Origin of the sequence: Clostridium pascui (genome assembly GCF_016908015.1) — a bacterium.
Taxonomy (GTDB): Bacteria; Bacillota; Clostridia; order Clostridiales; family Clostridiaceae; genus Clostridium_AK; species Clostridium_AK pascui.
Genome location: NZ_JAFBDB010000008.1, coordinates 1 through 24618 on the forward strand (window position 1 = coordinate 1; position 24618 = coordinate 24618).

Sequence of the window (24618 nt, forward strand, 5' to 3'; positions counted from 1 at the left end):
GCTCATCGCGTTTCTTAACATTTAACTGTTAAGTAATTGACTGGTTTCTATTCTCTGTTCAATTTTCAAAGACCCTGTCGCTCCAAGCGACTTTTTATATATTAACATTTTCATTTTAATATGTCAATAACTTTTTTAAGTTTTTATTGACTATTTTGTCATCCCTTGTGACGACATGTGTTATTTTATCATAGGATCAGATCTAATCCTATGATATATTTATTATTAAATGAAATTAGCTTGTTAAATTTAATTATTTTATCAATTTGCTATATTATTCATATATGGATACGCCAGAGTAAGTGTGTGCGAAATGCTTTTATTTCTATTATTATAATCTTAAAATTCTTGTTATATTTTCACTTATACTGTTCCATATTTTTAATCTCATCTTTAAGAGCTTCTATACTTCTATTAGGGATACTATTCCTCGCAATATTCCTACATAATAAATACAACTCCATATTCATATAAGCTTTCTGCTCCCTCTTCTATATGTATACTTATAAAAAGCATGACGGGTCTATTAAGCTTTTTAGCAATAGTAACTACATAAAAGCTGTTTGATAATCTACGTTTCCTTCTACTAGTATATATAATGTATGCCCTTGATTTTTCTTCAAGATTAGTCTATTTAATTGCTAGTTCAACTTCTCCTTCATTTAAACCATATTTTATCAATTCTCATTTCCCATATGGCATATAATCTAACACTGTAGCTTCATTACTTTCTATGCAATGCCCCTTTGGGTTTAATAATTTCCTATAATTCCTTTAAATTATTCTCATAACTATATATTTTTACATGTTTTTATATTTTTTTTATATTTTTTGTTGACTTATTTTAAATATCATAATATAATAAATTTGTTCGATGAACAACCCTTTAACCTTATATTTATGCCGAAGTGGCGGAACTGGCAGACGCACAGGACTTAAAATCCTGCGGGCCTAACAGCCCGTACCGGTTCGATTCCGGTCTTCGGCACCAAAAGAGATTTGATTTTCAAATCTCTTTTTTTATCTATATATATCTTTTCTATCATACTATACTCTCCCTAATTTATAATTAGCTTCTTTAATTAAGATACTCTCTATATTTTACTGTTAGCAAAGTAATTCTTAATCTTTTCCTTTTTATTTTTCAAATCTTCCCTATATTCTTAATCATAAAGTAATGTATATTTAACTTAACATATAACTAAACTATAATTACTTTACTTATGTTTGCAAAGTATTACAGCTGCTTTTGTTTGTATTATTTTAAATTTTTGAAATTTTCATTTAACATTCCGTAAAGTTGTAGTATAATTAATGTAAATTGTAGGTTTATTTTTTATTTATAAACTATAAGGGAGGTTATAACTATGAAAACAATAGTAATTTTCGAAAAAAATTCAAATGAACCTCTACCAGCTAATTATAAATTGTATTTAGATTCATTTATATGCAATTGTATATTAGATGGAGATTGTAGATTATCTAATTTAGTATATAACTACACAAAAAATTATGATACTTCTAAAAGACCTTTTAGTTTTTCCGATTTTTATGTAGATTGTGCAGATAATAATGATGAATTTTTCCCTTATGAAGTTGTAAGAATGGATTTTTCCTCTCAATATCCTGACATTATGGATGCATTTGTAAGAGGTGTTAAAAGCAAAGTCTTTTATGCAAAGGAAATAGACCTTCCAGTAGTTACTACCTTAGATGTTATTTCAAACAAACCTGAAGAATTGTATCTTGCTACTTTATAATTTATACCTAAAGTTTAATTATTAATATGTATATAAAAAAGAAGTTTGTACATGCAAACTTCTTTTTTAATATAATCCTCATATCAAATAAAAAAATCCACAAACTGTGGATCTTTCTCTAATATTATTAATTGTTATTACATAATTCCTATAGCTGAAAGTACTAAAAGTATTATTCCTATAAAAATTCTATACACTGCAAATATTCTCATAGGTTTCTTCTGAAGGAACTTCAGAAACTTTTCCACTACTACTAAAGCTACTATAAAGGAAGCTATGAATCCTACTGTTAAAGCAACCACTTCTATACTGCTCATAGCCATACCGCCTTTTATAAGACTTAAACCCGAAGCTCCTATCATCATCGGTATTGCCAAGAAAAACGAAAATTCTGCTGCCGCTACAGTTGAAAGTCCCGCAATCCATCCACCAATTATAGTTGAAGCTGATCTTGACATACCTGGCCAAAGTGCAAGACATTGAAATACTCCTACCACAAAGGCTTGTCTTGCAGTTATTTGATCCACATTATTAATTTTCTTCCCTCTTCTATACTTATTCTCCATAACTATCATAAGTATACCACCTACTACTAAGGCTATTGAAACTGGAAATGTATAAAAAAGCTTTGCTTCTATCATATCATCAAATAGAAATCCTAGTATAACTCCGGGAATAGCTGCAACAATTATATTTGTCCAAAACTTAAGGCCTCGTCTATCTGGTGCAAATATATTCTTTACACTATTCCAAAGCTTATTCCAATATAAAACTACAATAGCTAAAATCGCACCCAATTGAATAACTACTGAAAATAAATTTGCAAATTCTCCAGTAAATCCAATCAACTTTCCCGCTAATATTAAATGTCCTGTGGAAGATACCGGAATAAATTCAGTAAGACCTTCTACAATTGCCATTATAATGGCTTGAATTATAAGTAACATATAATCACACTCACTCTCAAAATTTTAAGTTTTCCCATATACTCTTATGTTCAGCACTTTATTATTATACTACCTTTCTATCAGGTATAAAAGGCAAAATACAGCATTGTAAATTACTAATACTGTATTTTTATATTAATTCATTTTCACTTTATTAAAATCCATTATTTTTTATACTGAAGTATTATTTCTTTTATTGCTTTCTTACCATCCTCTGAAAGCCTTATATTTGATTTTCCTTCTTTCATAGATATAGTTTTAAACATACTTATTTTTTCCCAAGGTTTATTGTCTACACTTATAAAATAATCTTTAATATTTCCACTATTTTTAAATGCTGCAACATTTATAGCAAGCTCTTCTTCCTTTTCTCCTTCAATAGCATTTTTCTTTTGAATTATTAAACTTGCCAATTTATCGCTATTATCATTTTTGTATTCAACTCTTGGGGATTTAGTAAACAAAGTATCCTTTTTAACAAAAATAGTCGGCCTTATAAGTCCTCCCTCTATTCTAACTTCAGGCATATCTGAGCCCTTGGTATAACTTATAAATGCATTACTCTTTGGCATCCCATATATATTATTATCAATTTCTATAGTATAGGAATATAAGTATGGTTTTAGTCTCTTGATGTACTTTTCTAAATCCTTTATTCCATTAGCCTTTATATTATCTATACCTATATTTAATACTTCAGTGGCACTTAGCGGTTTTCTTTCATATTCTATATATGAATTACTTACTATATCAAGCATTATCCATTTACTGTATTTATCACTCCAAACTTCACAAACCTTATAATAGGAATCCTTCCCATCTTGTTGACTGTTTTTTATTCTATACTCTCCACGTCTTGCATATATTCCTAATGACGAAGCTGCTTGGCTATATACAATTGCAAAATCCTTATCAGAAAAAGTTGAATTTGCTGCCGTTGCTTCCTTTAATATACTTAAAGCATCTTCTTTGGTACTGATACTTCCTTTACTATATTTCATCTTAGTGTTTATCCATTTCATTAAATTTAACGACTTTTCAAAATCATCTTTTCCATCCTTTACTACTTCACTCAGCTTGTACTTATCCTTTAAAAGCTGAAGATTAGATTCCTCTGGATTTTCATAATAAAACTTAATATTAGAACCCTCATAAAAATTATCCCATTTCTCTACAAAGACTCCCTGTTCACTCTCTTCCTTTTTGCCTTGATTATTCGAACTACATGCAATAAATGATACTGAAATTAATATTATAACAAATGCTAAAAACTTATTTTTTCTCAATAAAACCACCAACTTACCTTTTATTAAATAATAGATAATAACCTAGGGCGAAAGTTGGCTTAAAACCAACTCTCTACATTAAATTATTATTTAGTATTTACTATTTTTATCGTGTATTGGGAGTAGCACTTAAGATATCGTTAGATACATCCTTAAATCTTTTAAAGTTTTCTACAAACATATTTGCAAGTTTTATAGCTATGCTTTTATATATCTCCTTATTTCCCCAAGTATTTTCAGGATTTAATATATCTTGTGGAACATTTCTACAGCTTGTAGGAATCATAGTTTTAAATATTGGATGTTCTATAAACTGTGAATTTTCTAATTCTCCATCAAGTATTGCTTTTATTATAGATCTAGTATACTCTAATGGTATTCTTCCTCCTTCATTATATCCTCCTGCAATCCATCCCGTGTTTACCAAATATACATAAGCCCCATATTTATCTATTTTTTCTCCAAGAAGTTCTGCATAAACCTTAGGATTCATAGGCATAAACGGCTCCCCAAAACATGTTGAAAAAGTAGCTGTAGGTTCCTTAATGCCTCTTTCAGTGCCTGGAATTTTACTAGTATATCCAGACATAAAATGATACATTGCTTGTTCTCTAGTAAGTTTAGATACGGGAGGTATTACTCCAAAGGCATCTGCAGTTAAAAATATAATATTTTTAGGGATATTTCCCTTGCCACTTAACTCCGCATTTTCTATATATTCTATAGGATAAGCTGCCCTTGTATTTTCGGTTAGACTATCATCGTCATAATCAGGAACCTTATCTTCTCTTAAAACTACATTTTCAAGAATACTTCCAAATCTTATTGCATTATAGATTTCTCTTTCCTTATCACGCGATAATTTTATCGTCTTTGCATAACATCCACCTTCAAAGTTAAATACTCCTTCTTCACACCATCCATGTTCATCATCACCTATTAGTTTCCTATCTGCGTCAGCAGATAAAGTTGTTTTTCCTGTACCTGAAAGGCCAAAAAATAAAGCTGTGTCCCCTTTATCGTTCATATTAACTGATGCATGCATAGGAAATACTCCTTTACTTGCCAGTAAAAAGTTCATAACTGTAAACATTGATTTTTTTATTTCTCCTGCATATTTGGTTCCACCAATAAGAACAACTTTTTCCTTAAAATTTATTATTACAAAGGCTTCAGAGTTTACTCCATCTGCCTTTCCTTGTGCTTTAAAATCCGGCGCAGCTATAACCGTAAATTCTGGGATAAAATCTTCAAGCTCATCTTTTGAAGTGTTCACAAACAATTGATTTACAAATAAACATTCATATGCATATTCACATATAATTCTTGTTTTTAAGGCGTATTCTTTCATCGAACCCACAAAGCCTTCAAATACATACACATCTTTTTCTATTAAATGCTTTATTACCTTATTATATAAATTATAAAATACCTCTTCCGATACAGGTTTATTTACCTTCCCCCAATTTATTTCTTTTTCTGTAGTTTGTTCCTTCACTATAAATCTATCCTCTGGAGATCTTCCTGTATATTTCCCTGTATTTACAACTAATGCTCCATTTTCTGCAAGTACACCTTCTCCATTTTTTATTGCAATTTCTACTAATGCAGATACAGGTAAGTTTCTATAAGCCTTTTTAAATTCCTCAAATTTAACCATAACTTCTTCATCCCCCTACAATTTGTATTCATATATTATATGAATGCATGATATTATTTGACTAACTATTAAAAGTAAGTATGTAAATAAATAAAAAACATCCCTACTAAGTAGTTTATATAACAGTTTTTTAACTGTACTACTCAGTAGAGATGTCTTTAAAAATAAAACCTTAATTTTTAATAAAACATTATAAGCTCAGGCACTTGAAGCTTTGAGTTTCCTTTTGCGTTCTTATATTGATCAAGTAATTCTTTAGCTTTTTGGTAATTTTCCTTTATAGTTCTTCTAGTATATTCATCAGTATCATCTTTAATTCCATCATAGGCTTCTTTTAGGTTATAAACTCCTCTTTGGATATTTGATGCTGTCATTACATAGTAACATCCTGCATTATTCAATGTTAATATATCTTTATTATCCGCTTCAAAAGCAAGTCTTGTTTCTTCTATAGCAAGCTTATCACGTCCATTTAAGAAATATATAGTTCCTAAAGTTCTGTGGTATTTTGGATTTTCATCATCTAATTTTATAGCTTGTCTAAGCACCTGTACTGCCTCTCCATCTTGCTTATTTGCAACATATATAAGGGTGATATTGTACTTTATTTCAGGATCATTAGGTCTTACTATTTCTGCAAGTTCAAAGTATTCTAATGCTTTCTTATTACTATCTGTAGTTTCCCAATAGTAATCCGCTATGTTTAACATTATATTGTAATTGTAAGGCTCCATAAGCATTGCAGTTCTAAAATATGGTTCTCCTTCTATGCTCTTATTTTTTTGCTTTAATATTTCAGGCATTAAGAATGCATAGTTATCTGGATAATTTGGATTTAAATACATAGATTCCTTAGCATATTCTTCAGCCTTTTTCAAATCCTTTTTCTCCAAGAAGTGCCAGGAAGCAATATGATATGCTCTATAATCTTTTTTATAGTTTTTTAGTACATCTTCTATGATTTTATCAGCTTCTTCAATTTTTCCGCTATTGCTATATATTGAAGACAGTATAACTTGTTTCTCAAGCTTTCCTATGTCCTGTCCTTCAATTTCCTTAATCATATTTTCTGCATCTAAAGCAGTTTCCTTATTGGCTGAATATAATTTTGCCATCCACATCTTATATGCTGGTTCATTAGGATTTTCTATAATAAGATTATCTATATCTTCGAGCAGACTATTTCTATCATATAATGCAATTTGGGATAATACGTCATAAACTTTAAATTCATCCTTATCTTTATCCCAGGCTTTTTTAAGCTCTTGAAATGCCTTTTCTTTTTCCCCTAAGAGCATAAGCATTCTGCTCTTTTCTGCTATATCATAAGCCGAATTTTCATCTATAGGGTAGGTTTCTAAAAGTTTTTTAGCACTATCTATATTTTTATTTGCCATATAAACTGCAAACATTGTCTTATTTAATTGCTTATCCTTCGGAAAACTTTCAATTCCCTTTTCTCCATCTTCTAGTGCTAATTCGTAATCATCATTCATATATTCTGTGAATGTTATAATATTTATAGTTTCTGGGTCTAACTTGTCTACACTTTTTGCTTCTTCTAAATACTTAGCTGAATTTTCTTTATCTCCTTTTATGGAGTGCACTTGAGCAATTTTAGCTTTCCACAGTGGATTTTTATCCTTATTAAAATAAGCTTCATATTCCTTTACAGCACTATCAAAATCCGCTGCATAAAAATATTGTTCCCCTTTATTATTTGCTATATTATGTGTTTTATTTTGTAAACTCTTATATGTAAACATTCCACCAAAGATGATAACTACACCTAGTATAATCCCTAAAATTTTATAGTTTTTCTTTATAAATTCTTTCAAAGAAACCATACTTTTGCTTTCTGGGTTATTAGGTGTTTCATTAGTATTACTCATAAAATTTCCTCCTTCTAAATAAACTATATACGTATTAAATACGAATATCTCACTAAAATTGAGATGGTCGATTTGTAATGAAATCACAAATTTCTACAAATCATGCATACCACATATGATTTTAACAGAATTAAGTTAATAAATCCACAGGATTTAATTGTATTTTGTCAATTTTCAGTATATATTAAAGTATATACCATTTATTATTAAGGGGGATGAATATGAAAAGCTCTCATAAAAAAGGAGTATTTATAGGATTTTTGATACTTGGATTATTAATCATGACTGGAATCATTTCCTACATATTATATTACTCTGTTACTAATGAAAAAACTGCTGTTAAACCTAACGAAACTACAAAGCCACAAAATATTTCTAAGCAAGAAAATAGTAAACCTAAAGATAATGAACCTAAACAAGATGTTAAAACTAATGTCCTATTAAGCTTCGCAGGGGATTCTACAATTGGTCATGACACAAACTTTGGGTTTGCAAATAGTCTTCCGGCAGTACTACAAAAAAACGGCAATGATTATTCTTATTTTTTTAAAAACGTACTCCCTATATTTAAAAATGATGATTTAAGTATAGTTAATTTAGAAACTACCTTTACTAATTCCAACTCGAGAAAAGCAAAACAATTTAACTTTAAAGCAGATCCGGAATATGGAAAATCACTTACATTAGGTTCTGTTGAAGCAGTAAACATTTCAAATAATCATATATATGATTACAATAAAGAAGGCTTTGATGACACTGTAAATACATTAAAGAGCAATAATGTTGGATTCTTTGGAGAAGGATATAAATACACAAAAGATATAAATGGAGGAAAGTTTGGGTTCCTTGGCTACACAGGATTTTATGCTGACGAAACTTTCCTAAAAAAACTTAAAAGTGATATAAAAGCCTTTAAGGATGAAGGCCGCATTGTAATAATAAATTTTCACTGGGGTGCTGAAAATATGTACTATCCAGTTGAAAGTCAAACATTTATTGCCCATACTGCAATTGATAATGGAGCAGATTTAATAATAGGTCATCATCCTCATGTTGTTCAAGGTATAGAACAATATAAGGGAAAAATAATAGCTTATAGTCTTGGCAATTTCTGCTTTGGAGGCAACTTTAATCCTAAGGATAAGGATACATTCATACTACAAGTAAAATATAATTTGATAAATGGAGTTCCTCAATCCTATGAAGTAAAGGCTATTCCTTGCAGTATTTCTTCTGTAAACTATATAAATGATTACTGTCCTACGCCAGCTCAAGGCAGCGAAAAAACAAGAATACTTAACAAATTAAATAACATATCTCAAAGTTTTGGATTTAGTATATCTGATGAGTTTAAGATTATAAAATAACTTCTAAAGTACTAGTGATAGGAAATGGATAGAACTTTCAATTGGAAAGTTTTATCCATTTCCTATTTTAAGCTACTCGTCCCTACCCTCTAACCTCCAAATACTACAATTATGGAAATTCAGCTTCCTGAATTTTTTCATTTAGTAAGTTTAAGTGATATTTTTAATGTTGAATATATAGTATAGAATTTGCATTGTAGAAAGCATTGAATAAGCTTAGAAGCTGTTTGTTTATGATTGTAGAACACCGTAAAGAACTTTCTACTGTCTGGGCGATAGCGAGTTTAGAAAGTTTAGGGGTTTTACAATCATAAACATTAGAGCTTCTTTGTGAAGTGAACTGCTTTCCTAAATGTAAATCCCATGCGGTACATTCAACATTGCTTTAAAATATCATGTCCCCTGTTTAAAAATATCGCCAAAAGATATAATTTGTATTATAATTAGTAATTGTAAGTAAATAATATTCTTCTAAGAGATAACCAATTCTACAGCAAAGGATGTGTTTAAAATTAACATAAAAACTGGTTTAAGTATAATAATCTCCAAAATAGTACTTAAATTATCAAAAACCTTTTTAAAAGGTGGAACTAATTTCCCGGGAAAAGTTGCATTAAAAGTCGATAATAGTATACTAAAAACTGTAGCAAGAGACTACAAAGTAATACTTGTTACAGGAACCAATGGAAAAACTACGACTACAAATATGATATATTCCATGCTTAAGGATAGTGGAAAGAAAGTCATTTCTAATAGTACTGGAGCTAATATGCTTCCTGGAATAGTTGCTTGTTTTATAGAACATCACAAATTTAGTCATTCATACGGTGAAAAATATGCTGTAATTGAAACAGATGAAGCTAATGTAAAATTAGTTACTGAATATATCACTCCTGAAATAATAACAATTACAAATTTATTTAGGGATCAATTAGATAGATATGGTGAAGTTTATACTACATTGAAAAAAATAGTGGAGGGACTAGAAAAAGCTCCTTTATCTAAGCTTATACTAAATGCTGATGAATCCTTACTTGGAGATTTAGAAGTCCACAATGCAACGGTTTATTACGGATTTAATACTTCAATAGATGATAATAAAACTATAGATATAAATGCGGATGCAAAGTTTTGTAAAAAGTGCAAACATCCTTATCAGTACAATTTCCTAACTTATAATCATTTAGGAGATTTTTATTGTGAAAACTGTGGATATAAGAGGCCTCATCTTACATATTTTGTAGATAAAATTCACGAACAAACTCCCGAGGGTTCCTATGTGAGTATAAATGGAACAGATCTCTTCATAAATCAATCTGGTACATACAATATATACAATGCTCTTTGTGCTTACTCTATTGCAAGAGAACTTGGAGTTGAAAAAAAGGTTATTGTAAATTCCTTGAAGAGTCAAAAAAGCAGCTTTGGTAGACAGGAATGTTTAAATATAGATGGAAAAGAAGTTAAAATAGTTCTTGTTAAAAATCCTGCTGGCTGCGACCAAGCTATAAATACCATATTTCTTGATAAGAGAGAAATTAGTCTTGTAGCTCTTTTAAATGATAATTATGCCGATGGACGTGATGTATCTTGGATATGGGATGTAGCCTTTGAAAAGTTATCCTCTCTTAATATAAAGGATGTATTAGTCGGAGGAGACAGACTTTATGATATGGCAGTAAGACTTAAAGTAGCTGGACTTGAAGAGGAAGCCTTTCAAACTCATGAAAGCCTTGACTCACTTTTAGAAGGTATTAAGAATACTAGTACAAATACAGTCTACGTACTTGCTACATATACTGCTATGCTTGAATTTAGAAAGTATCTTTTCAATAAAAAATATATAGAAAAACTTTGGTAATTTAAATAAAAAAGAAGGTGAAAAAATGGAACTTAACATATGTCATCTCTACCCTGACCTTTTAAATGTCTATGGCGATATTGGAAATATACTTATACTTAAATATCGTGCAGAAAAAAGAGGTATTAAAGTTAATATAGATAATATTTCTCTTAACGATGAATTTGATGCCGCTAAATACGACATAGTATTCTTTGGCGGAGGTCAAGATTACGAGCAATCTATAGTTGCGGATGATTTAAAAAATACTAAAAAAGAAGCACTAACAGAATATGTAGAATCCGGAAAAGTACTACTTGCTATTTGTGGTGGATATCAGCTTCTTGGCAGATACTATACAACTCCTGATGGAGAAAAACTCGATGGCCTCGGAATATTGGATTTATACACAGAAGGCGGAGACACTAGATTCATAGGAAACACCATAATATTAAATGAGGAATTAAATCAAACCTATGTTGGTTTTGAAAATCACTCTGGAAGAACTTATATAGGGAATCTGAAACCTTTAGGAAAAGTAATCAAGGGTTACGGAAATAATGGCGAGGATGGATATGAAGGCTGTATATATAAAAACACCTACTGTACATATTTTCACGGTTCTCTGTTATCTAAAAATCCTGAACTCGCTGATCTTCTTATAAACAAAGCTCTTGATAACAAATGCAATAATTTGAAATATGTTTGCTTAGATTCAATAGATGATACTCTAGAACTGAAAGCCAAAGATGTAGTTATTAAAAGTTTTTATAAAAAGTAGCTCGCAATATGCTGGCTACTTTTTATCTTTAAGCATATTAAGTGCTTGTATTTTTACATCGATAATACTATATAAAATCCTTAATACTTACAGATTATAAATAGTAAAGGAGTGATAATAATTGCAGCAAAATAAAATGGGCAGCGTTAGATTTAAGCTTATAATGATGGCTATAGTACTTCTTATCCCCGGTGTAATAATAGGCTTAATTAGCTTTAATGTAGCAAAATACCAACTAAATGAACAAGGAAAAGTAATTCTAAAAAACAGTGTAAAAAGCGTAATTCAGTTAATAAGTGAAAAACAAGAATATGTAGACAAAGGTATCTTAACCCTAGAAGAAGCCCAAGAACAGGTTAAAGTATTCATGCTTGGGAAAAAGAACTCAGATGGTACAAGGACTATTAATAAAAATATTGATTTAGGGGAAAATGGATATCTCTTAGCTTATACTCAAGACGGAGTTGAAGCTGTCCACCCATCTCTAGAGGGTAAAAGTGTTTGGGATGTAAAGGATAAAAAAAAGGGGCTTTTCTTAGTTCAAGAGCAAATTAAAATTGGTAATAATGGTGGTGGATTTTTGGAATATTCCTGGACACTTCCTGGCTCTGAAAAAATCGCCTCAAAAATAACCTATCAAGAAACAGATCCTAATTGGAATTGGATTGTAAGTTCTGGTACGTATATGAATGACTTTAATAAGGGCGCTTCTGTTATTTTAAAAATACTTATAGTTACATATGCTATTGTATTAGCTTTAAGTGCTGTATTTGTACTTATGTTTGCAAGACATATATCCGCTCCTATTAAGTTAATTGCAAATACCGCCAGCGAAATAGCATCTGGAAATCTTAATATAAGTAATTTAGAAATAAAAAATAATGATGAAACTAAAATTTTAAGTACTGCATTTAACCACATGATTAAAAATATTCAAGTCATAATAGAAGATATTAAGAAATCCTCTTCTACAGTATTTAGCAGTTCAAAATCCCTTGCAGATATATCAGAAGAAACTGCTCATTCTATGAATGGTATTAAGCAAAATGTTAGTGAAATAGTTAGTAGTAGTGTGATGCAAACAGAAGAAATTCAAAATGGGTTTGAAAAAATTACAAAACTTGCTGCAGAAATTGAATTAATTTCAGAATTTACAAATGAAATAGGTAAATTATCAAATACTACTAATTCCCAAGTCGAATTAGGACTTATTACAATTACTGAATTAATAGATAAAAATAACAAAAATAATGCAGTTATAAAAGACATGGAACAAATTATTAATTCAATAGCAACTAGTTCAGAAAACATAGGAAGCATTACAAATGTAATTAAAAATATATCTGAGCAAACCAATCTTCTTGCATTAAATGCCGCTATTGAAGCTGCTAGAGCAGGAGAAGCTGGCAGAGGTTTTTCAGTAGTTGCAGATGAAATAAGAAAACTTTCAGAAAAAACAAGTATATCTACAATAGAAATAACAAATCTTATTAATGAAATACAAAAAAAATCGGATACTGCTGTATCATCTATGACTGAAGTAAATGACATCATTGAAATTCAAAAGAAATGTGTTAGTGGAACTGAAAATATATTTAATGACATATCAACTTATATACATCAGTTGATTATTAAAATTGAAAGTACCAGAAAATCTCTAAAAGAAATCAATGAAAATAAAAATAATGTAGTTACTGTTATAGAAAACTTATCTTCTAGCTCAGAGGAAAATTCGGCATTAACAGAGGAAGTTTCTGCAACCATGGAGGAATTTGCTCAAAATATAGACAAGTTAAACAACCTTGCTTTAGAACTTGAAGATTTGTCTGAACACCTTAACTCTACACTGAATAATTTTAGATAATGTTCACTATCGAACTATAGAATTGATAAAACACCTAGTTTGCTTGGATATACTAAAAAAATTTCTATATATTATTCAGCTTATTCACTGTACAAGAAGCTCTAATATTCATAACTTTAAATCATCTAAACCCTCTAATATTCATTCAACTTGAATAGCATAAAGTTCTTAGTGATGTCTTAAAGTTATAAATAAAGAGCTTCTCGTCTTGTTCAATGCTTTCTACAATACAAAGCACATACTATGATTGTTTACTATATCCATATCCGTTTGAATTGTTTTTATGCCAATTCCATGCAGTTTCCATTATAGTTTCTAATGAATCAAATTCTGGCTTCCAGCCAAGTTCTTTTTTTGCCTTTTCTGAAGATGCCACAAGTACTGCCGGATCTCCTGCCCTTCTAGGCGCTACTTCAGCTTTAATTTCCTTTCCTGTAACCCTTCTTGCAACTTCAACTACCTCTTTTACTGAAAAGCCCTTACCATTTCCTAAATTATATACAGCACTTTCTCCACCATTCATTAATCTCTCTAATGCTAAAAGGTGAGCTGATGCTAAGTCATACACATGTATGTAATCTCTTATACATGTCCCATCCTCTGTTATATAATCATCCCCAAAAATCATTATTTTATCTCTTTGCCCTAGGGCTACTTGAAGTATTATTGGTATTAAATGTGTTTCAGGATTATGATGTTCTCCTATCTTCCCACTCACATGGGCTCCAGCTGCATTAAAATATCTTAAAGCAGTATATTTTATACCGTAGGCATTATCACACCATTTTAATATTTTCTCTACAGCAAGCTTTGATTCTCCATAAGGATTAGTAGGAAAAGTTTTATCATTTTCAAGTATTGGAATATTTTCAGGTTCTCCATAAGTTGCTGCAGTAGATGAAAACACTATATTTTTCACTTCATAATCCTTCATTGCACCAAGAAGACTTAATGTGCCTCCCACGTTATTTTCAAAATACTTAATAGGTTCTGATACACTTTCACCAACTAGTGAATCTGCTGCAAAATCAATTACAGCTTCTATATTATTTTCTGTAAAGACCTTATCTAAAACTGATCTATCTCTTAAATCGCCTTTATAAAATTTCTCACAAAGTACCGCTTCTTTGTGTCCCTTTTGTAAGTTATCGAGAACGACTACATCCTTCCCCTTTTCCAAAAGATATGTCACCATATGACTGCCTATATATCCTGCTCCCCCACATACCAATATTGCCATTTAAAACTCCTCCTAAATCTTAATTTCGCTTTAAAAGCTTTTGTAACTTCTCTTTTAATTCTTCATCTTTAGTTAAATTATAGCACACCATGTAATAACCTATCGCATCGTCAATTCTTCCTGACTTCTCAAATTCACTTGCCATTCCATATGAAATTTCTATCCATGTATAATCTGGTTTGAATAAAACACCATGTTTTTTAAATACTTCAGGTGTTATATTGATATAATGTTCTATATCAATATTTATATTTGCAGTTTCACTTATATAATCAAGTTCTCCATTTGCTATTTCTGTTTCCTGCCAAAAGTTACTATATAAATAGCAACATATAGCTTCTTTCCATAAACCTTTTTCTGTAAAATAGCCTCCAAGCATTCTATACGAGCGTGCTAGCTCTTCTGGAATATAACATAATTTCAAGCTATCTTTAATAACTTCAAATATGTCTTCCGAATTGTTTAGCATAGCATATATAGAAGCCGTTTGAAATACAAATGCCATATTAAGAGGATTACACTTTATACCTTTCTCTATATATTTTAATGCCTTTTCCAATTCACCCTTTTTAATTAATATGTAAACATATTTCTCAAGTATTGAAGCTATAGGAAGTATTGGATTTTTTATTATTTTATCATTTTTAAACTTATACTTATAATAAATTTCCTCTAATGGATTCCTAAATTCCATATATAACTTTATCTTGTCCTCTTTACATATATCAAGCATAGGCAAATAATCTAATATTATCTTTTCAGCCTTTTCAATATCATTTTCATTTATATATTTCTGTACTAACTTTAACTCTTCCATTATTTTATTTATATCTCCTTCATAAGCATTATCAAATTCTTCTTCTTCTTCATTATATAAAATCCTTCCAATAATTCTATTTATTTCATCTATTATTTCATCACCATATTCGTGATCTACATAATCACATTTCAAAGATTCAAGAATTTCTATGTCTTTTTCTTTATTACCGGTTAACTTACTGCTAATAAACTTCATTTCATTATTATATTTTTCAATAGACATATATTTATCTCCTTTTATTTTTATCTTATATCTTAGCATAGACCTTTATACTTCTAAATTCTACACAACTGAGTTAATTCCTTCCCTTTTATTTAATTTACATAATTTTCTGCATTGAACTTATTACAATTTAATTTTATGATATAATTTATATGTGAATTTTATAAGGATATATAATATAAATTATATTCAGTTTATGAGGTGATAAAATGTTAACTACGCAAATAGGTCTTAGGAATATTAAAACCTCCTTATCTGTAGTATTATGTATATTATTATTTCAAGGTATACACAGGCCTTATCCTTTTTATGCATGTATTGCTGCAGTAATATGTACTCAAAGCACTGTAGACCAGTCCTTCAAATCTGGCATGGATAGACTAATAGGAACAGCAATAGGCGGATTTTTAGGAATGTTTTTATGCTTTCTACAAGAATCTTTTCCAATTTTTGTGCTCCATGCGCTTCTTACAGGTGTTGGAATAATGCTTACTATATTTATTTGTAATGCCATCGGACGTAAAGGGGCTTGTTCTATAGGCTGTATTGTTATTTCAGCTATAATGACAAATTTAAAGGATGTGCCCTATACCCTTTATGCATTAAATAGAATGCTTGATACATTTATCGGTATAATAATTGCATTACTTATAAACAAATATTTTTTCACAAGATATAGCAAGGAACAGGAGAAACTTAATGATATCCCAAGATAAATTTTTAGAACTTATTAAATCCTTAGATATAAATTTGACCACTTCTCAAATAAAAGCCGTGACCACTGTCAATGGTCCTTTAGCTTTTATTGCAGTACCTGGAGCTGGGAAGACTTTAACTGCCATCACACGAATTGCAAATATGATATTATGTCATAAAATTCTTCCTGAAAACATACTAGCAATAACCTTCAGCAAGACTTCTGCTCAAGATATGAGAAAAAAATTTTATGATAGATTTGGTAATATAGTTATAGATAAAGTTCATTTCTCAACAATTCACTCCTTTGCCTATTCTGTAGTTATGTATTACAGTAAGCTCATTAATAAAAATTTTATATTAATTGAGGGAAATTCTAATATAAATAAAGGGATGATATTAACAGATCTTTATAAAAAGTATAATCATGAACATTTAAATGAGGATAAGCTTGAAGAATTATCTAGTTATATAAGCTATATAAAAAATTCCATGCTTCGATATAAAGATTTATTAAAGGAAGATAAAGACATATTCCCTGTACCTCACTTCCTTGATGTATATAAAAATTATCATGATATTATGGTGGCAAATAATTATCTTGATTTTGATGATATGCTTATTTATTGTTTAGTAATACTTGAAAAAAACGCTGAACTTTTGAATAGATATAGAAGCAAATATAAATATATACTTGTAGATGAAGCTCAAGACACTAGTAAAGTACAGCATGAAATTATAAAAATTCTTGCAGCTCCTTTAAATAACTTATGCCTTTTGGGAGATGATGATCAAGTACTCTACTCTTGGAGAGCAGCTTTTCCTGAAGTACTTTTAAACTTCAAGAAAAATCATCCTAGTGGTACTATTGTATTTGCAGAGCAGAATTTTAGATCTACTAAGTGCATTGTATCTGCCGCTAATGAATTTATTAAACAAAATAAAAATAGATATAGTAAAAATATGATTACAGAAAATAGTGAAGGCTCAAATATAAAACTTATAACCCTAAACTCTATAGATGAGCAATCTCAATATATTATAGATCACTTAAAAAAAGAAAAGGATTATAAAAATACTGCTGTGCTCTTCAGAAATAATATATCTGCCCTTCCCTTAGTAGACTTATTTAATGAAAATAATATTCCTTTTTATATTAAGGATGTGGCACCTCACTTTTTTAATCACTGGATAACAAAGGATATACTAAGATTCTTAGAATTTTCAGAGCGGCCTTTTGACTACAGCATATTTAAAGATATATATTATAAGATGGGAACTTATTTAACCAAGCAAGATATTCAAAAACTTTATTCTGAAATAGATAATAAAACAAATATATTTCAAATACTAAATGCAAAATATCCCGATAAAGGGCTTATAGATTTTTATATAAAATTTGATATCTTAAGGAATAAAAAAACCTTTGATGCTCTTTCATATATAGAAAATGAATTGGGATATAAAGATTATTTAAATAAATATGCTAAAGACTTTAAATATTCTATGGATAATATAAATACAATACTTACAACTCTTAAAACACTTACTAGTAACACTGGAAACATAACTGAATTTAAAGAAAAGCTAAATGATTTAGAATTAACTATGCGTAGGGCAAAGTGTGTAACAGAAGGTGTTACTCTTGCTACCTTTCATAGCAGTAAAGGTTGCGAATGGGATACGGTATTTATAATAGATATGATAAAGAATATATTCCCCACTATAACAAGCATAAAAAAGGCCGTGGAAGAAGATGATTTTACTGAACTTGAGGAGGAAAGGCGTCTTTGCTACGTTGCCGTAACCCGTGGAAAAAAACAGGTATATTTAATTCATCCTAAAGGTTCTAGTTCAGTATTTTTTGATTTCTTTCAAAAGTATAATAATAAAAAATTGGAGGAATCTCGAAAAAAAGATCAAGAAATTCAAAAAAGGAAACAAGATAATGAATTTAGAATTACACTAGACTCCTTAAATATAGGTAAAAAGATTATCCATAAGCAATTTGGCATGGGAGAAATTATAAATTTAAAAGCTTCAAATATGGAAATTAGATTTTCAAATAATATAATAAAAAACTTATCCATTGAGATTTGCTTAAAAAATGGACTAATTAAATAAAAAATGCGAAGCAGTTTTTTAGTAACTAAAAAATTGCTTCGCTTCTTTTAGTGATTAGATATTAGCGACTAGAGATTCCTCCTCAGCCTCTTTCCACGACCAAATTTTCTCCATTAGAATTTACATCTACCTTTACAGTGGTTCCTTCGTAAATTTCTCCCTTTATAATCTTTTTAGCAATGGCCGTTTCTAAGATATTTTCAATATAACGCTTTAAAGGTCTTGCTCCATAAACAGGATCATAACCTTCTTCAGCCATAAGTTCTTTTGCTTTTTCAGTTATTTCTAACCCTATATTTCTATCACTTAATCTGTGTCTTATATCTTCTAGGAATATATCAATTATCTTTGTTATTTGATTATTAGATAATGGTTTAAACATTATAATATCATCTAACCTATTCAAAAATTCCGGCTTAAATCTTAACTTAAGTTCACCTAAGACTTTATTTCTTATATTCTCATCTATTCCTTCCCCAGAAGTATTATCTAAGAGATGGCTACTTCCAATATTTGAAGTCATAATTATTATTGAATTTTTAAAATCTACAGTTTTACCTTTATTATCTGTAAGTCTTCCATCATCTAATATTTGAAGAAATATATTAAATACGTCATCATGAGCTTTTTCAATTTCATCAAACAGTATTACGCTATAAGGCTTTCTTCTAACAGCTTCAGTTAACTGTCCTCCTTCATCATAACCAATATATCCTGGAGGTGCACCTATAAGACGGGCTACTGTATGCTTTTCCATGTACTCAGACATATCTATTCTAATTATATTTTCTTCACTATCAAATAGCGTTTTCGCTAAGGTTTTTGCAAGTTCTGTTTTACCAACTCCAGTTGGTCCTAAAAATATAAATGAACCAATAGGACGTTTTGGATCTTTCATTCCTGCTCTTGCTCTAATTACTGCATTAGATACTGCAGTTACTGCTTCTTCCTGTCCTATGACTCTATTATGAAGATCTTCTTCAAGTCTTAAAAGCTTTTCCTTTTCTCCTTCAAGCATTCGAGATACAGGTATTCCAGTCCACTTAGAGATTATTTCAGAAACCTCTTGTTCTGTAACCTCTTCTTTAAGCATATTCCCAGATTGATTTTCATTAATTAAACTTTCCTTTTCTTCAATTTGTTTTTCTATGATTGGAATAACACCATATTTAAGTTCTGCTACCTTATTTAAATCATACTCTCTTTCAGCCTTTTCCAGCTTGCCACGAGCATCATCAAGCTCTTCCTTAAGATTTCTGACTGATACTATTTGATTTTTTTCCTTTTCATATTTTGCAGTCATTTCCTTATCTTTATCTTTTATATTGCTGAGTTCCTTTTCCAAAGCTTCAAGTCTTTCTCTTGAATATACGTCTTCTTCTTTAGATAGCGCTTCCTTTTCTATTTCCATTTGAAATATTTTTCTTTTTATCACATCAAGTTCCGTTGGAAGACTGTCTATTTCTGATCTAATCATAGCTGCTGCTTCATCTATTAAATCGATTGCCTTATCTGGAAGATATCTATCTTGAATATACCTTGAAGAAAGCTTTGCTGCAGCCACAATTGCTGAATCATGTATTCTTACTCCATGATGTATTTCAAACTTCTCTTTTAGCCCTCTAAGTATTGAAATACTGTCCTCTACCGTTGGTTCATCTACAATTACAGGCTGGAATCTTCTCTCAAGTGCCTTATCCTTTTCAATATATTTTCTATATTCATCAAAGGTTGTAGCTCCTATGCAATGAAGTTCACCTCTTGCTAGAAGTGGCTTTATAATATTTCCAGCGTCCATAGCTCCTTCAGTCTTACCAGCCCCTACTATGGTATGAATTTCATCTATAAATAATATTATTTTCCCTTCACTTCTTTGAACTTCCTTAAGTACAGCTTTAAGCCTTTCTTCAAATTCTCCTCTATACTTTGCACCAGCAATAAGTGCTCCCATATCAAGTGAAAATATAATCTTATTTTTAAGCCCTTCAGGTACATCTCCTCTTATTATTCTCTCAGCTAATCCTTCAACTATAGCTGTTTTACCAACCCCAGGCTCTCCAATTAATACAGGATTATTCTTAGTTCTTCTTGAAAGTATTCTTACAACCCTTCTTATTTCCTCATCTCTTCCTATAACCGGATCAAGTTTATGAGCTTTAGCATCATTAGTCAGGTTTCTTCCATACTTAACTAATGCTTCATAAGTTCCTTCGGGATCTTGAGTATCTACCCTTTGATTTCCTCTAATTTCAGACAAAACATTTAAGAAGTTTTCTTTAGTTATTCCAAATTTATTTAATATATTTCCTACTTTACCTTTGCTGTCTATATCCATTATAGACAGCATAATATGCTCAACACTTACATAAGAATCCTTAAATTTTTTAGAAATATCTTCTGCTTTTATAAAAACTTCTTCAAATCTGCGAGTTGGATATACAGCTCCGCTGCCTGCTCCCTCTCCTAAAACCTTAGGCATGCTATTAAGTTCTCTATTTGTTTCATCATTAAGCATTCTTATGTTTATTCCCATTTTCCCGAAGATATTTGGAATTAATCCCTCATCTTGAGAAACCAAAGCTGAGAATAAATGTATTATATCGATTTGCTGATGATTATGTCTCACTGCGGCAAGCTGCGCATCATTTATAGATTGTTGAACCTTTAAAGTTAACTTTTCAATATTCATACTAATCAACTCCCTTTCTAAGTAACCACTGAACACTATATATAACATTATTTTTTACATATTAGAATATTAAAATTCAGCTTCGTAATATAACTCTTACTATAGTTATATATTATATTATAGGTCAAAGAAAGTCAAAGTCTAACAGGTTGAGTAATTATTTGATTTGGATAAATACTTAAAGCAATAATTTAATAAATGAATTTTTTGGAGTAATTTAATCATTATTACTACCTATTCCTTATTATTTTCTATTTTATAATTATCCTTTATAGCTGTATCTTTTTCATTGTGCTTAGATTTTAGTAAAATATATATTTTGTTAAGCTATTACTGCAATAAAAAAAGTTGCCCTTTGGCAACTTTCTAGATAAATAGGTATTTACTACGCACTATTGACTGTACTTATATTTTCTTTTCTAAGTTTATAGCTAAATTAAAATATTTTAATGCATCTGATATACTATTAAGCTTATAATACATCTCTCCCATTTCAAGATACCTTTTGTAAACTTCCTTCTTATTACCAAACCTCATAAGAGCATCCAAAGAAAGATTCATATACATTTCCATAGAAGCATATTCCTTCTTTCTTCCTAAAATCACCGCTTTATAATGATATGCCTTTTCTATAAATCTTACATTATCTAATGCTATAGAATAATTTATAGTTTCATCTATGATTTTTTCTGCTTTCTCTAAAACATTATTATCTACAAGTTCGCTTATGCACATGAGCATAAAGTTTACAAGCTGTATTCTATCATCTTTAGGATACTCCTTCAGAGCTTTTGTTATGTATTTTATACCATCATCTTTTTTATTAATTTTAATTAAAGTAATACCATAATCATTTAAAGCGTTGCATTTAGCTCTTTGATTTTCTCCATAAAATGAAAGAGCCTTTTTTTCATATTTCGTAAATTTTTCTCCTTGAAGTCTCAATTCTAAAAGTGCTAAAAGGTGATAAACTCCTGCTTTTTTATAATCATCTTGAAAATAATTTATTAAGGCTGGTAATTCCTTTGCTACCTCATAGGCCTTTTCATAATCTTCTATTCTAATATAGCAATCACATTCATTAAATAAAGCCTTTCCAAGTAGTTCCTGGTTATCTGATTCTTGTGCTGATTTCTTAATTGTATTATAATATCCTGCAGCTTCTCCATATTCCTCAGATTTATATAAATACTTAGCTAAATCCATATAATATATTAAATAATTTTTATCTTCTCTAGTTTTTAAGCACATATCATAATATCTTGGTAAAAGCAACTGAAGTTTTTTCAGCTTATTTCTTTCCAAATTAAATGTAAACAACATATTCATTATATCAAATGCTATATCAAAATACTTATATTCCTCCGCATAGGATAAATTATATTCTAAACTCTTTTCATATTCATCTGGTTTCATGCTTTTCTTCAAAAGTTCAGTAATATTTTTTCTTATTTGACTTTTTACATCATTTTTTAAATATTCTGTTTCTAAATCAAGTTTTTCTGCTAAATATTCAAGTACCCAATCCTCTGGAGCAATTTTATCATTCTCAATACAACTCATTTTGGATACTGATATTTTATCCCCACAAATGTATTTTAGTGTGTATCCTTTATATATTCTTGCTCTTCTTATTTTTTCACCTGTAGACAGTATTTCCATAACCATTCACCTATTCCTTAAGACTGTTTTAATATACCTAGCTCTTTAAATATCTCAACTCCACCATTTAAATATTGTGCAGCTTCAGCTTCCCTACCACTATCTATATAAAACTTTCCTAACATAATAGCAATTTCTGCCGTTTCTTTTTTATAATCCATATTCTTTACAAAATTTAACGCTGTCAAAATAGTACTTTCAGCTTCTCTAATATCTCCCTGAAGCATATCCACCCTATATTTTAAAATATAATATTCTACAAGCGACTTATGATCACCATCTTTTATGCTTTCCATTATTTCCTCAAGGGCCTTTTTAGAATTTATTACATCTTTTAATTTAATGTAATTTTCACAAATACTTATTAGCGTTTCTGTAAGTCTACTATCTTGAATAGTCTTTCTGAGCTCTTTAGCTTTATTTAAATGTACAAAAGACTCTTCAATATTTTCAAATTCACAAAAAAGTTTTCCAAGGTTATTTTCAATTTCTGCTACATATATATCATCATTTATTTCATTAAATAATGCCAAGGTCTTTTTAGAATACTTTATAGCATTATTTATATCTCCATTTTTATTGTACTCTTCCGCTATCATAAGCAAAGTATTGGCATATTCCTTCTTATTATTCAATTGCCTAAATTTTTCCTTAGCAAGAAATGAATAGTCCATAGCCTTGTCTATATTTTCAAGTTTAAAATTTGTATATGCCATATAATAATATATCTCTGCAAGTAAAAAATCATTTCCTATATTGTTATCATGGTATATCTTTTCAGCCTGTTGAAAATAACTAAAAGAAGAATAATAAGATTTAAGTTCCAAAGTTATTTTACCTAAATTTAAAAAAGTCTTTACTATTTCTTCATATTTATTTTCCTTTATAAATATACCATTTGCAGAAAGAAAGCATTGCTGAGCTAACCCCATATCCTTTTTCATCATGTATATTATGCCTCTTAAATATAGATTTTTAGCTTTTCTATATTCTAATTCATATTTATCAGCATAATAAAGAGCTTTTTCTACATATCCTTCAGCAGATATTAAATTTTCACTTAATATTTGGGATTCTGCTATATTCTCAAAATATGTGCATATCTTTTCAGCTTGTGTTTCTTCTGATTCCATAAAATATTCCACAGAAGTTTTTAAAGCTTCAGCTAAATATTCTAAAAGATCCATACTAGGATTTGACTTCCCCGACTCTACAAGACTTATTTGCCCAGGTGTAATCCTAGCTCCTGCTAAATCCTTAAGAGTCATATCTAATTCTTTTCTTCTTCTTTTTATTTTTTCACCAAGAGACATTATTTCCATAGTCACTCTTCCTTTTCCCGATAATTCCAACAATAGATATAATATAACTTATAATTTTACAAATTCTCTATATATTATAACATATTTTTTATCTAAACATTTAAATTTTGTTAAATATTATTAAATTTTAGGAAACATTATAAAAAAATAGAGTGACTTTTACAGTCACTCTATTTTTTATCGCATATATTTCATCATACTGTCATAAGCATCCATTGCTGAATGTCTCATTGTTCTTTGTGCTCTCTTAAGCCTCTTCCTTGTTCCTCTATCCATATCTGGAACCATCATCATTGTAACTGCTGCTCCTAAAAGCATTCCTGTAATAACTTTACCCTTCATATTTATCCACCTCTTTTAAAAAGTAGTACATAAATATGTTGTGTAATTTTAAGCTTTTTATCCTTCTATAAATACAGGTATATTATGAGAATAATTTATACTTT

At 29.6% G+C, this 24618-nt stretch carries 17 protein-coding genes and 1 tRNA gene; 8 read left to right on the top strand and 10 right to left on the bottom strand.

Annotation, left to right across the window (positions count from 1 at the left end; genetic code table 11):
* Positions 1-902 precede the first annotated feature (902 nt).
* Positions 903-991, top strand: a tRNA-Leu gene (locus JOC70_RS16195).
* Between the two features lie 376 nt (positions 992-1367).
* Positions 1368-1760: a hypothetical protein gene (locus JOC70_RS16200; RefSeq protein WP_204599945.1), complete on the top strand. Its 393-nt coding sequence runs from the start codon at positions 1368-1370 to the stop codon at positions 1758-1760.
* Positions 1761-1897: 137 nt separating this feature from the next.
* Here the strand turns inward: JOC70_RS16200 and JOC70_RS16205 are convergent, their stop codons facing one another.
* The 4 genes from JOC70_RS16205 to JOC70_RS16220 form a co-directional block, all read right to left on the bottom strand.
* Positions 1898-2707: an undecaprenyl-diphosphate phosphatase gene (locus JOC70_RS16205; protein ID WP_204599946.1), complete on the bottom strand. Its 810-nt coding sequence runs from the start codon at positions 2705-2707 to the stop codon at positions 1898-1900.
* A gap of 164 nt (positions 2708-2871) precedes the next feature.
* A complete protein-coding gene (locus tag JOC70_RS16210) occupies positions 2872-3993 on the bottom strand; it encodes a transglutaminase domain-containing protein (RefSeq protein WP_204599947.1) in 1122 nt (373 codons plus the stop codon).
* 106 nt (positions 3994-4099) lie between these two features.
* Entirely contained in the window at positions 4100-5653 is a 1554-nt protein-coding gene (pckA, locus tag JOC70_RS16215; RefSeq protein WP_204599948.1) for a phosphoenolpyruvate carboxykinase (ATP), read from the bottom strand.
* A gap of 179 nt (positions 5654-5832) precedes the next feature.
* Entirely contained in the window at positions 5833-7545 is a 1713-nt protein-coding gene (locus JOC70_RS16220) for a tetratricopeptide repeat protein (RefSeq protein ID WP_204599949.1), read from the bottom strand.
* Between the two features lie 221 nt (positions 7546-7766).
* Between JOC70_RS16220 and JOC70_RS16225 the strand changes: the two genes are divergently transcribed.
* The 4 genes from JOC70_RS16225 (at position 7767) to JOC70_RS16240 (ending at position 13397) form a co-directional block, all read left to right on the top strand.
* Positions 7767-8912 (top strand): CapA family protein, encoded by a 1146-nt coding sequence (locus tag JOC70_RS16225; RefSeq protein ID WP_243429169.1) that lies wholly within the window; start codon positions 7767-7769, stop codon positions 8910-8912.
* A 502-nt stretch (positions 8913-9414) separates the two neighbouring features.
* Entirely contained in the window at positions 9415-10773 is a 1359-nt protein-coding gene (locus JOC70_RS16230; RefSeq protein WP_204599951.1) for a MurT ligase domain-containing protein, read from the top strand.
* A 25-nt stretch (positions 10774-10798) separates the two neighbouring features.
* A complete protein-coding gene (locus tag JOC70_RS16235; RefSeq protein WP_204599952.1) occupies positions 10799-11533 on the top strand; it encodes a type 1 glutamine amidotransferase in 735 nt (244 codons plus the stop codon).
* Positions 11534-11654: 121 nt separating this feature from the next.
* Positions 11655-13397, top strand: coding sequence for a methyl-accepting chemotaxis protein (locus JOC70_RS16240; protein ID WP_204599953.1), 1743 nt, complete (start codon positions 11655-11657; stop codon positions 13395-13397).
* A 241-nt stretch (positions 13398-13638) separates the two neighbouring features.
* On the opposite strand, the gene galE is transcribed toward JOC70_RS16240, so the two are convergent.
* On the bottom strand, positions 13639-14637 hold the full coding sequence (gene galE / locus JOC70_RS16245; protein WP_204599954.1) for a UDP-glucose 4-epimerase GalE: 999 nt from the start codon (positions 14635-14637) through the stop codon (positions 13639-13641).
* Positions 14638-14656: 19 nt separating this feature from the next.
* Positions 14657-15679, bottom strand: a complete 1023-nt coding sequence (locus JOC70_RS16250; protein WP_204599955.1) for a tetratricopeptide repeat protein — start codon at positions 15677-15679, stop codon at positions 14657-14659.
* A 209-nt stretch (positions 15680-15888) separates the two neighbouring features.
* On the opposite strand from JOC70_RS16250, the gene JOC70_RS16255 reads away from it, so the two are divergent.
* Both JOC70_RS16255 and JOC70_RS16260 read left to right on the top strand, forming a co-directional pair.
* Positions 15889-16395, top strand: coding sequence for an FUSC family protein (locus tag JOC70_RS16255; RefSeq protein WP_204599956.1), 507 nt, complete (start codon positions 15889-15891; stop codon positions 16393-16395).
* Positions 16379-18499, top strand: coding sequence for an ATP-dependent helicase (locus JOC70_RS16260; protein ID WP_204599957.1), 2121 nt, complete (start codon positions 16379-16381; stop codon positions 18497-18499). Before JOC70_RS16255 ends, JOC70_RS16260 begins: the two co-directional genes overlap by 17 nt.
* Before the next feature lie 82 nt (positions 18500-18581).
* On the opposite strand, the gene clpB is transcribed toward JOC70_RS16260, so the two are convergent.
* From clpB to JOC70_RS16280, 4 genes are all read right to left on the bottom strand, one after another.
* Complete coding sequence (gene clpB / locus JOC70_RS16265) at positions 18582-21188, bottom strand: ATP-dependent chaperone ClpB (protein WP_204599958.1); 2607 nt, start codon at positions 21186-21188, stop codon at positions 18582-18584.
* A gap of 405 nt (positions 21189-21593) precedes the next feature.
* Positions 21594-22850, bottom strand: a complete 1257-nt coding sequence (locus JOC70_RS16270; RefSeq protein WP_204599959.1) for a helix-turn-helix domain-containing protein — start codon at positions 22848-22850, stop codon at positions 21594-21596.
* Positions 22851-22867: 17 nt separating this feature from the next.
* On the bottom strand, positions 22868-24172 hold the full coding sequence (locus JOC70_RS16275) for a helix-turn-helix domain-containing protein (protein WP_204599960.1): 1305 nt from the start codon (positions 24170-24172) through the stop codon (positions 22868-22870).
* Between the two features lie 177 nt (positions 24173-24349).
* Positions 24350-24514, bottom strand: a complete 165-nt coding sequence (locus JOC70_RS16280; protein ID WP_204599961.1) for a YtxH domain-containing protein — start codon at positions 24512-24514, stop codon at positions 24350-24352.
* Positions 24515-24618 lie beyond the last annotated feature (104 nt).

Coding starts and splice junctions, on each gene's coding strand:
- JOC70_RS16280 (WP_204599961.1), bottom strand. CDS start 24,514: ATGAAGGGTAAAGTTATTACAGGAATGCTTTTAGGAGCAGCAGTTACA.
- JOC70_RS16250 (WP_204599955.1), bottom strand. CDS start 15,679: ATGTCTATTGAAAAATATAATAATGAAATGAAGTTTATTAGCAGTAAG.
- JOC70_RS16275 (WP_204599960.1), bottom strand. CDS start 24,172: ATGGAAATAATGTCTCTTGGTGAAAAAATAAAAAGAAGAAGAAAAGAA.
- JOC70_RS16220 (WP_204599949.1), bottom strand. CDS start 7,545: ATGAGTAATACTAATGAAACACCTAATAACCCAGAAAGCAAAAGTATG.
- JOC70_RS16255 (WP_204599956.1), top strand. CDS start 15,889: ATGTTAACTACGCAAATAGGTCTTAGGAATATTAAAACCTCCTTATCT.
- clpB (WP_204599958.1), bottom strand. CDS start 21,188: ATGAATATTGAAAAGTTAACTTTAAAGGTTCAACAATCTATAAATGAT.
- galE (WP_204599954.1), bottom strand. CDS start 14,637: ATGGCAATATTGGTATGTGGGGGAGCAGGATATATAGGCAGTCATATG.
- pckA (WP_204599948.1), bottom strand. CDS start 5,653: ATGGTTAAATTTGAGGAATTTAAAAAGGCTTATAGAAACTTACCTGTA.
- JOC70_RS16260 (WP_204599957.1), top strand. CDS start 16,379: ATGATATCCCAAGATAAATTTTTAGAACTTATTAAATCCTTAGATATA.
- JOC70_RS16270 (WP_204599959.1), bottom strand. CDS start 22,850: ATGGAAATACTGTCTACAGGTGAAAAAATAAGAAGAGCAAGAATATAT.
- JOC70_RS16225 (WP_243429169.1), top strand. CDS start 7,767: ATGAAAAGCTCTCATAAAAAAGGAGTATTTATAGGATTTTTGATACTT.
- JOC70_RS16200 (WP_204599945.1), top strand. CDS start 1,368: ATGAAAACAATAGTAATTTTCGAAAAAAATTCAAATGAACCTCTACCA.
- JOC70_RS16235 (WP_204599952.1), top strand. CDS start 10,799: ATGGAACTTAACATATGTCATCTCTACCCTGACCTTTTAAATGTCTAT.
- JOC70_RS16205 (WP_204599946.1), bottom strand. CDS start 2,707: ATGTTACTTATAATTCAAGCCATTATAATGGCAATTGTAGAAGGTCTT.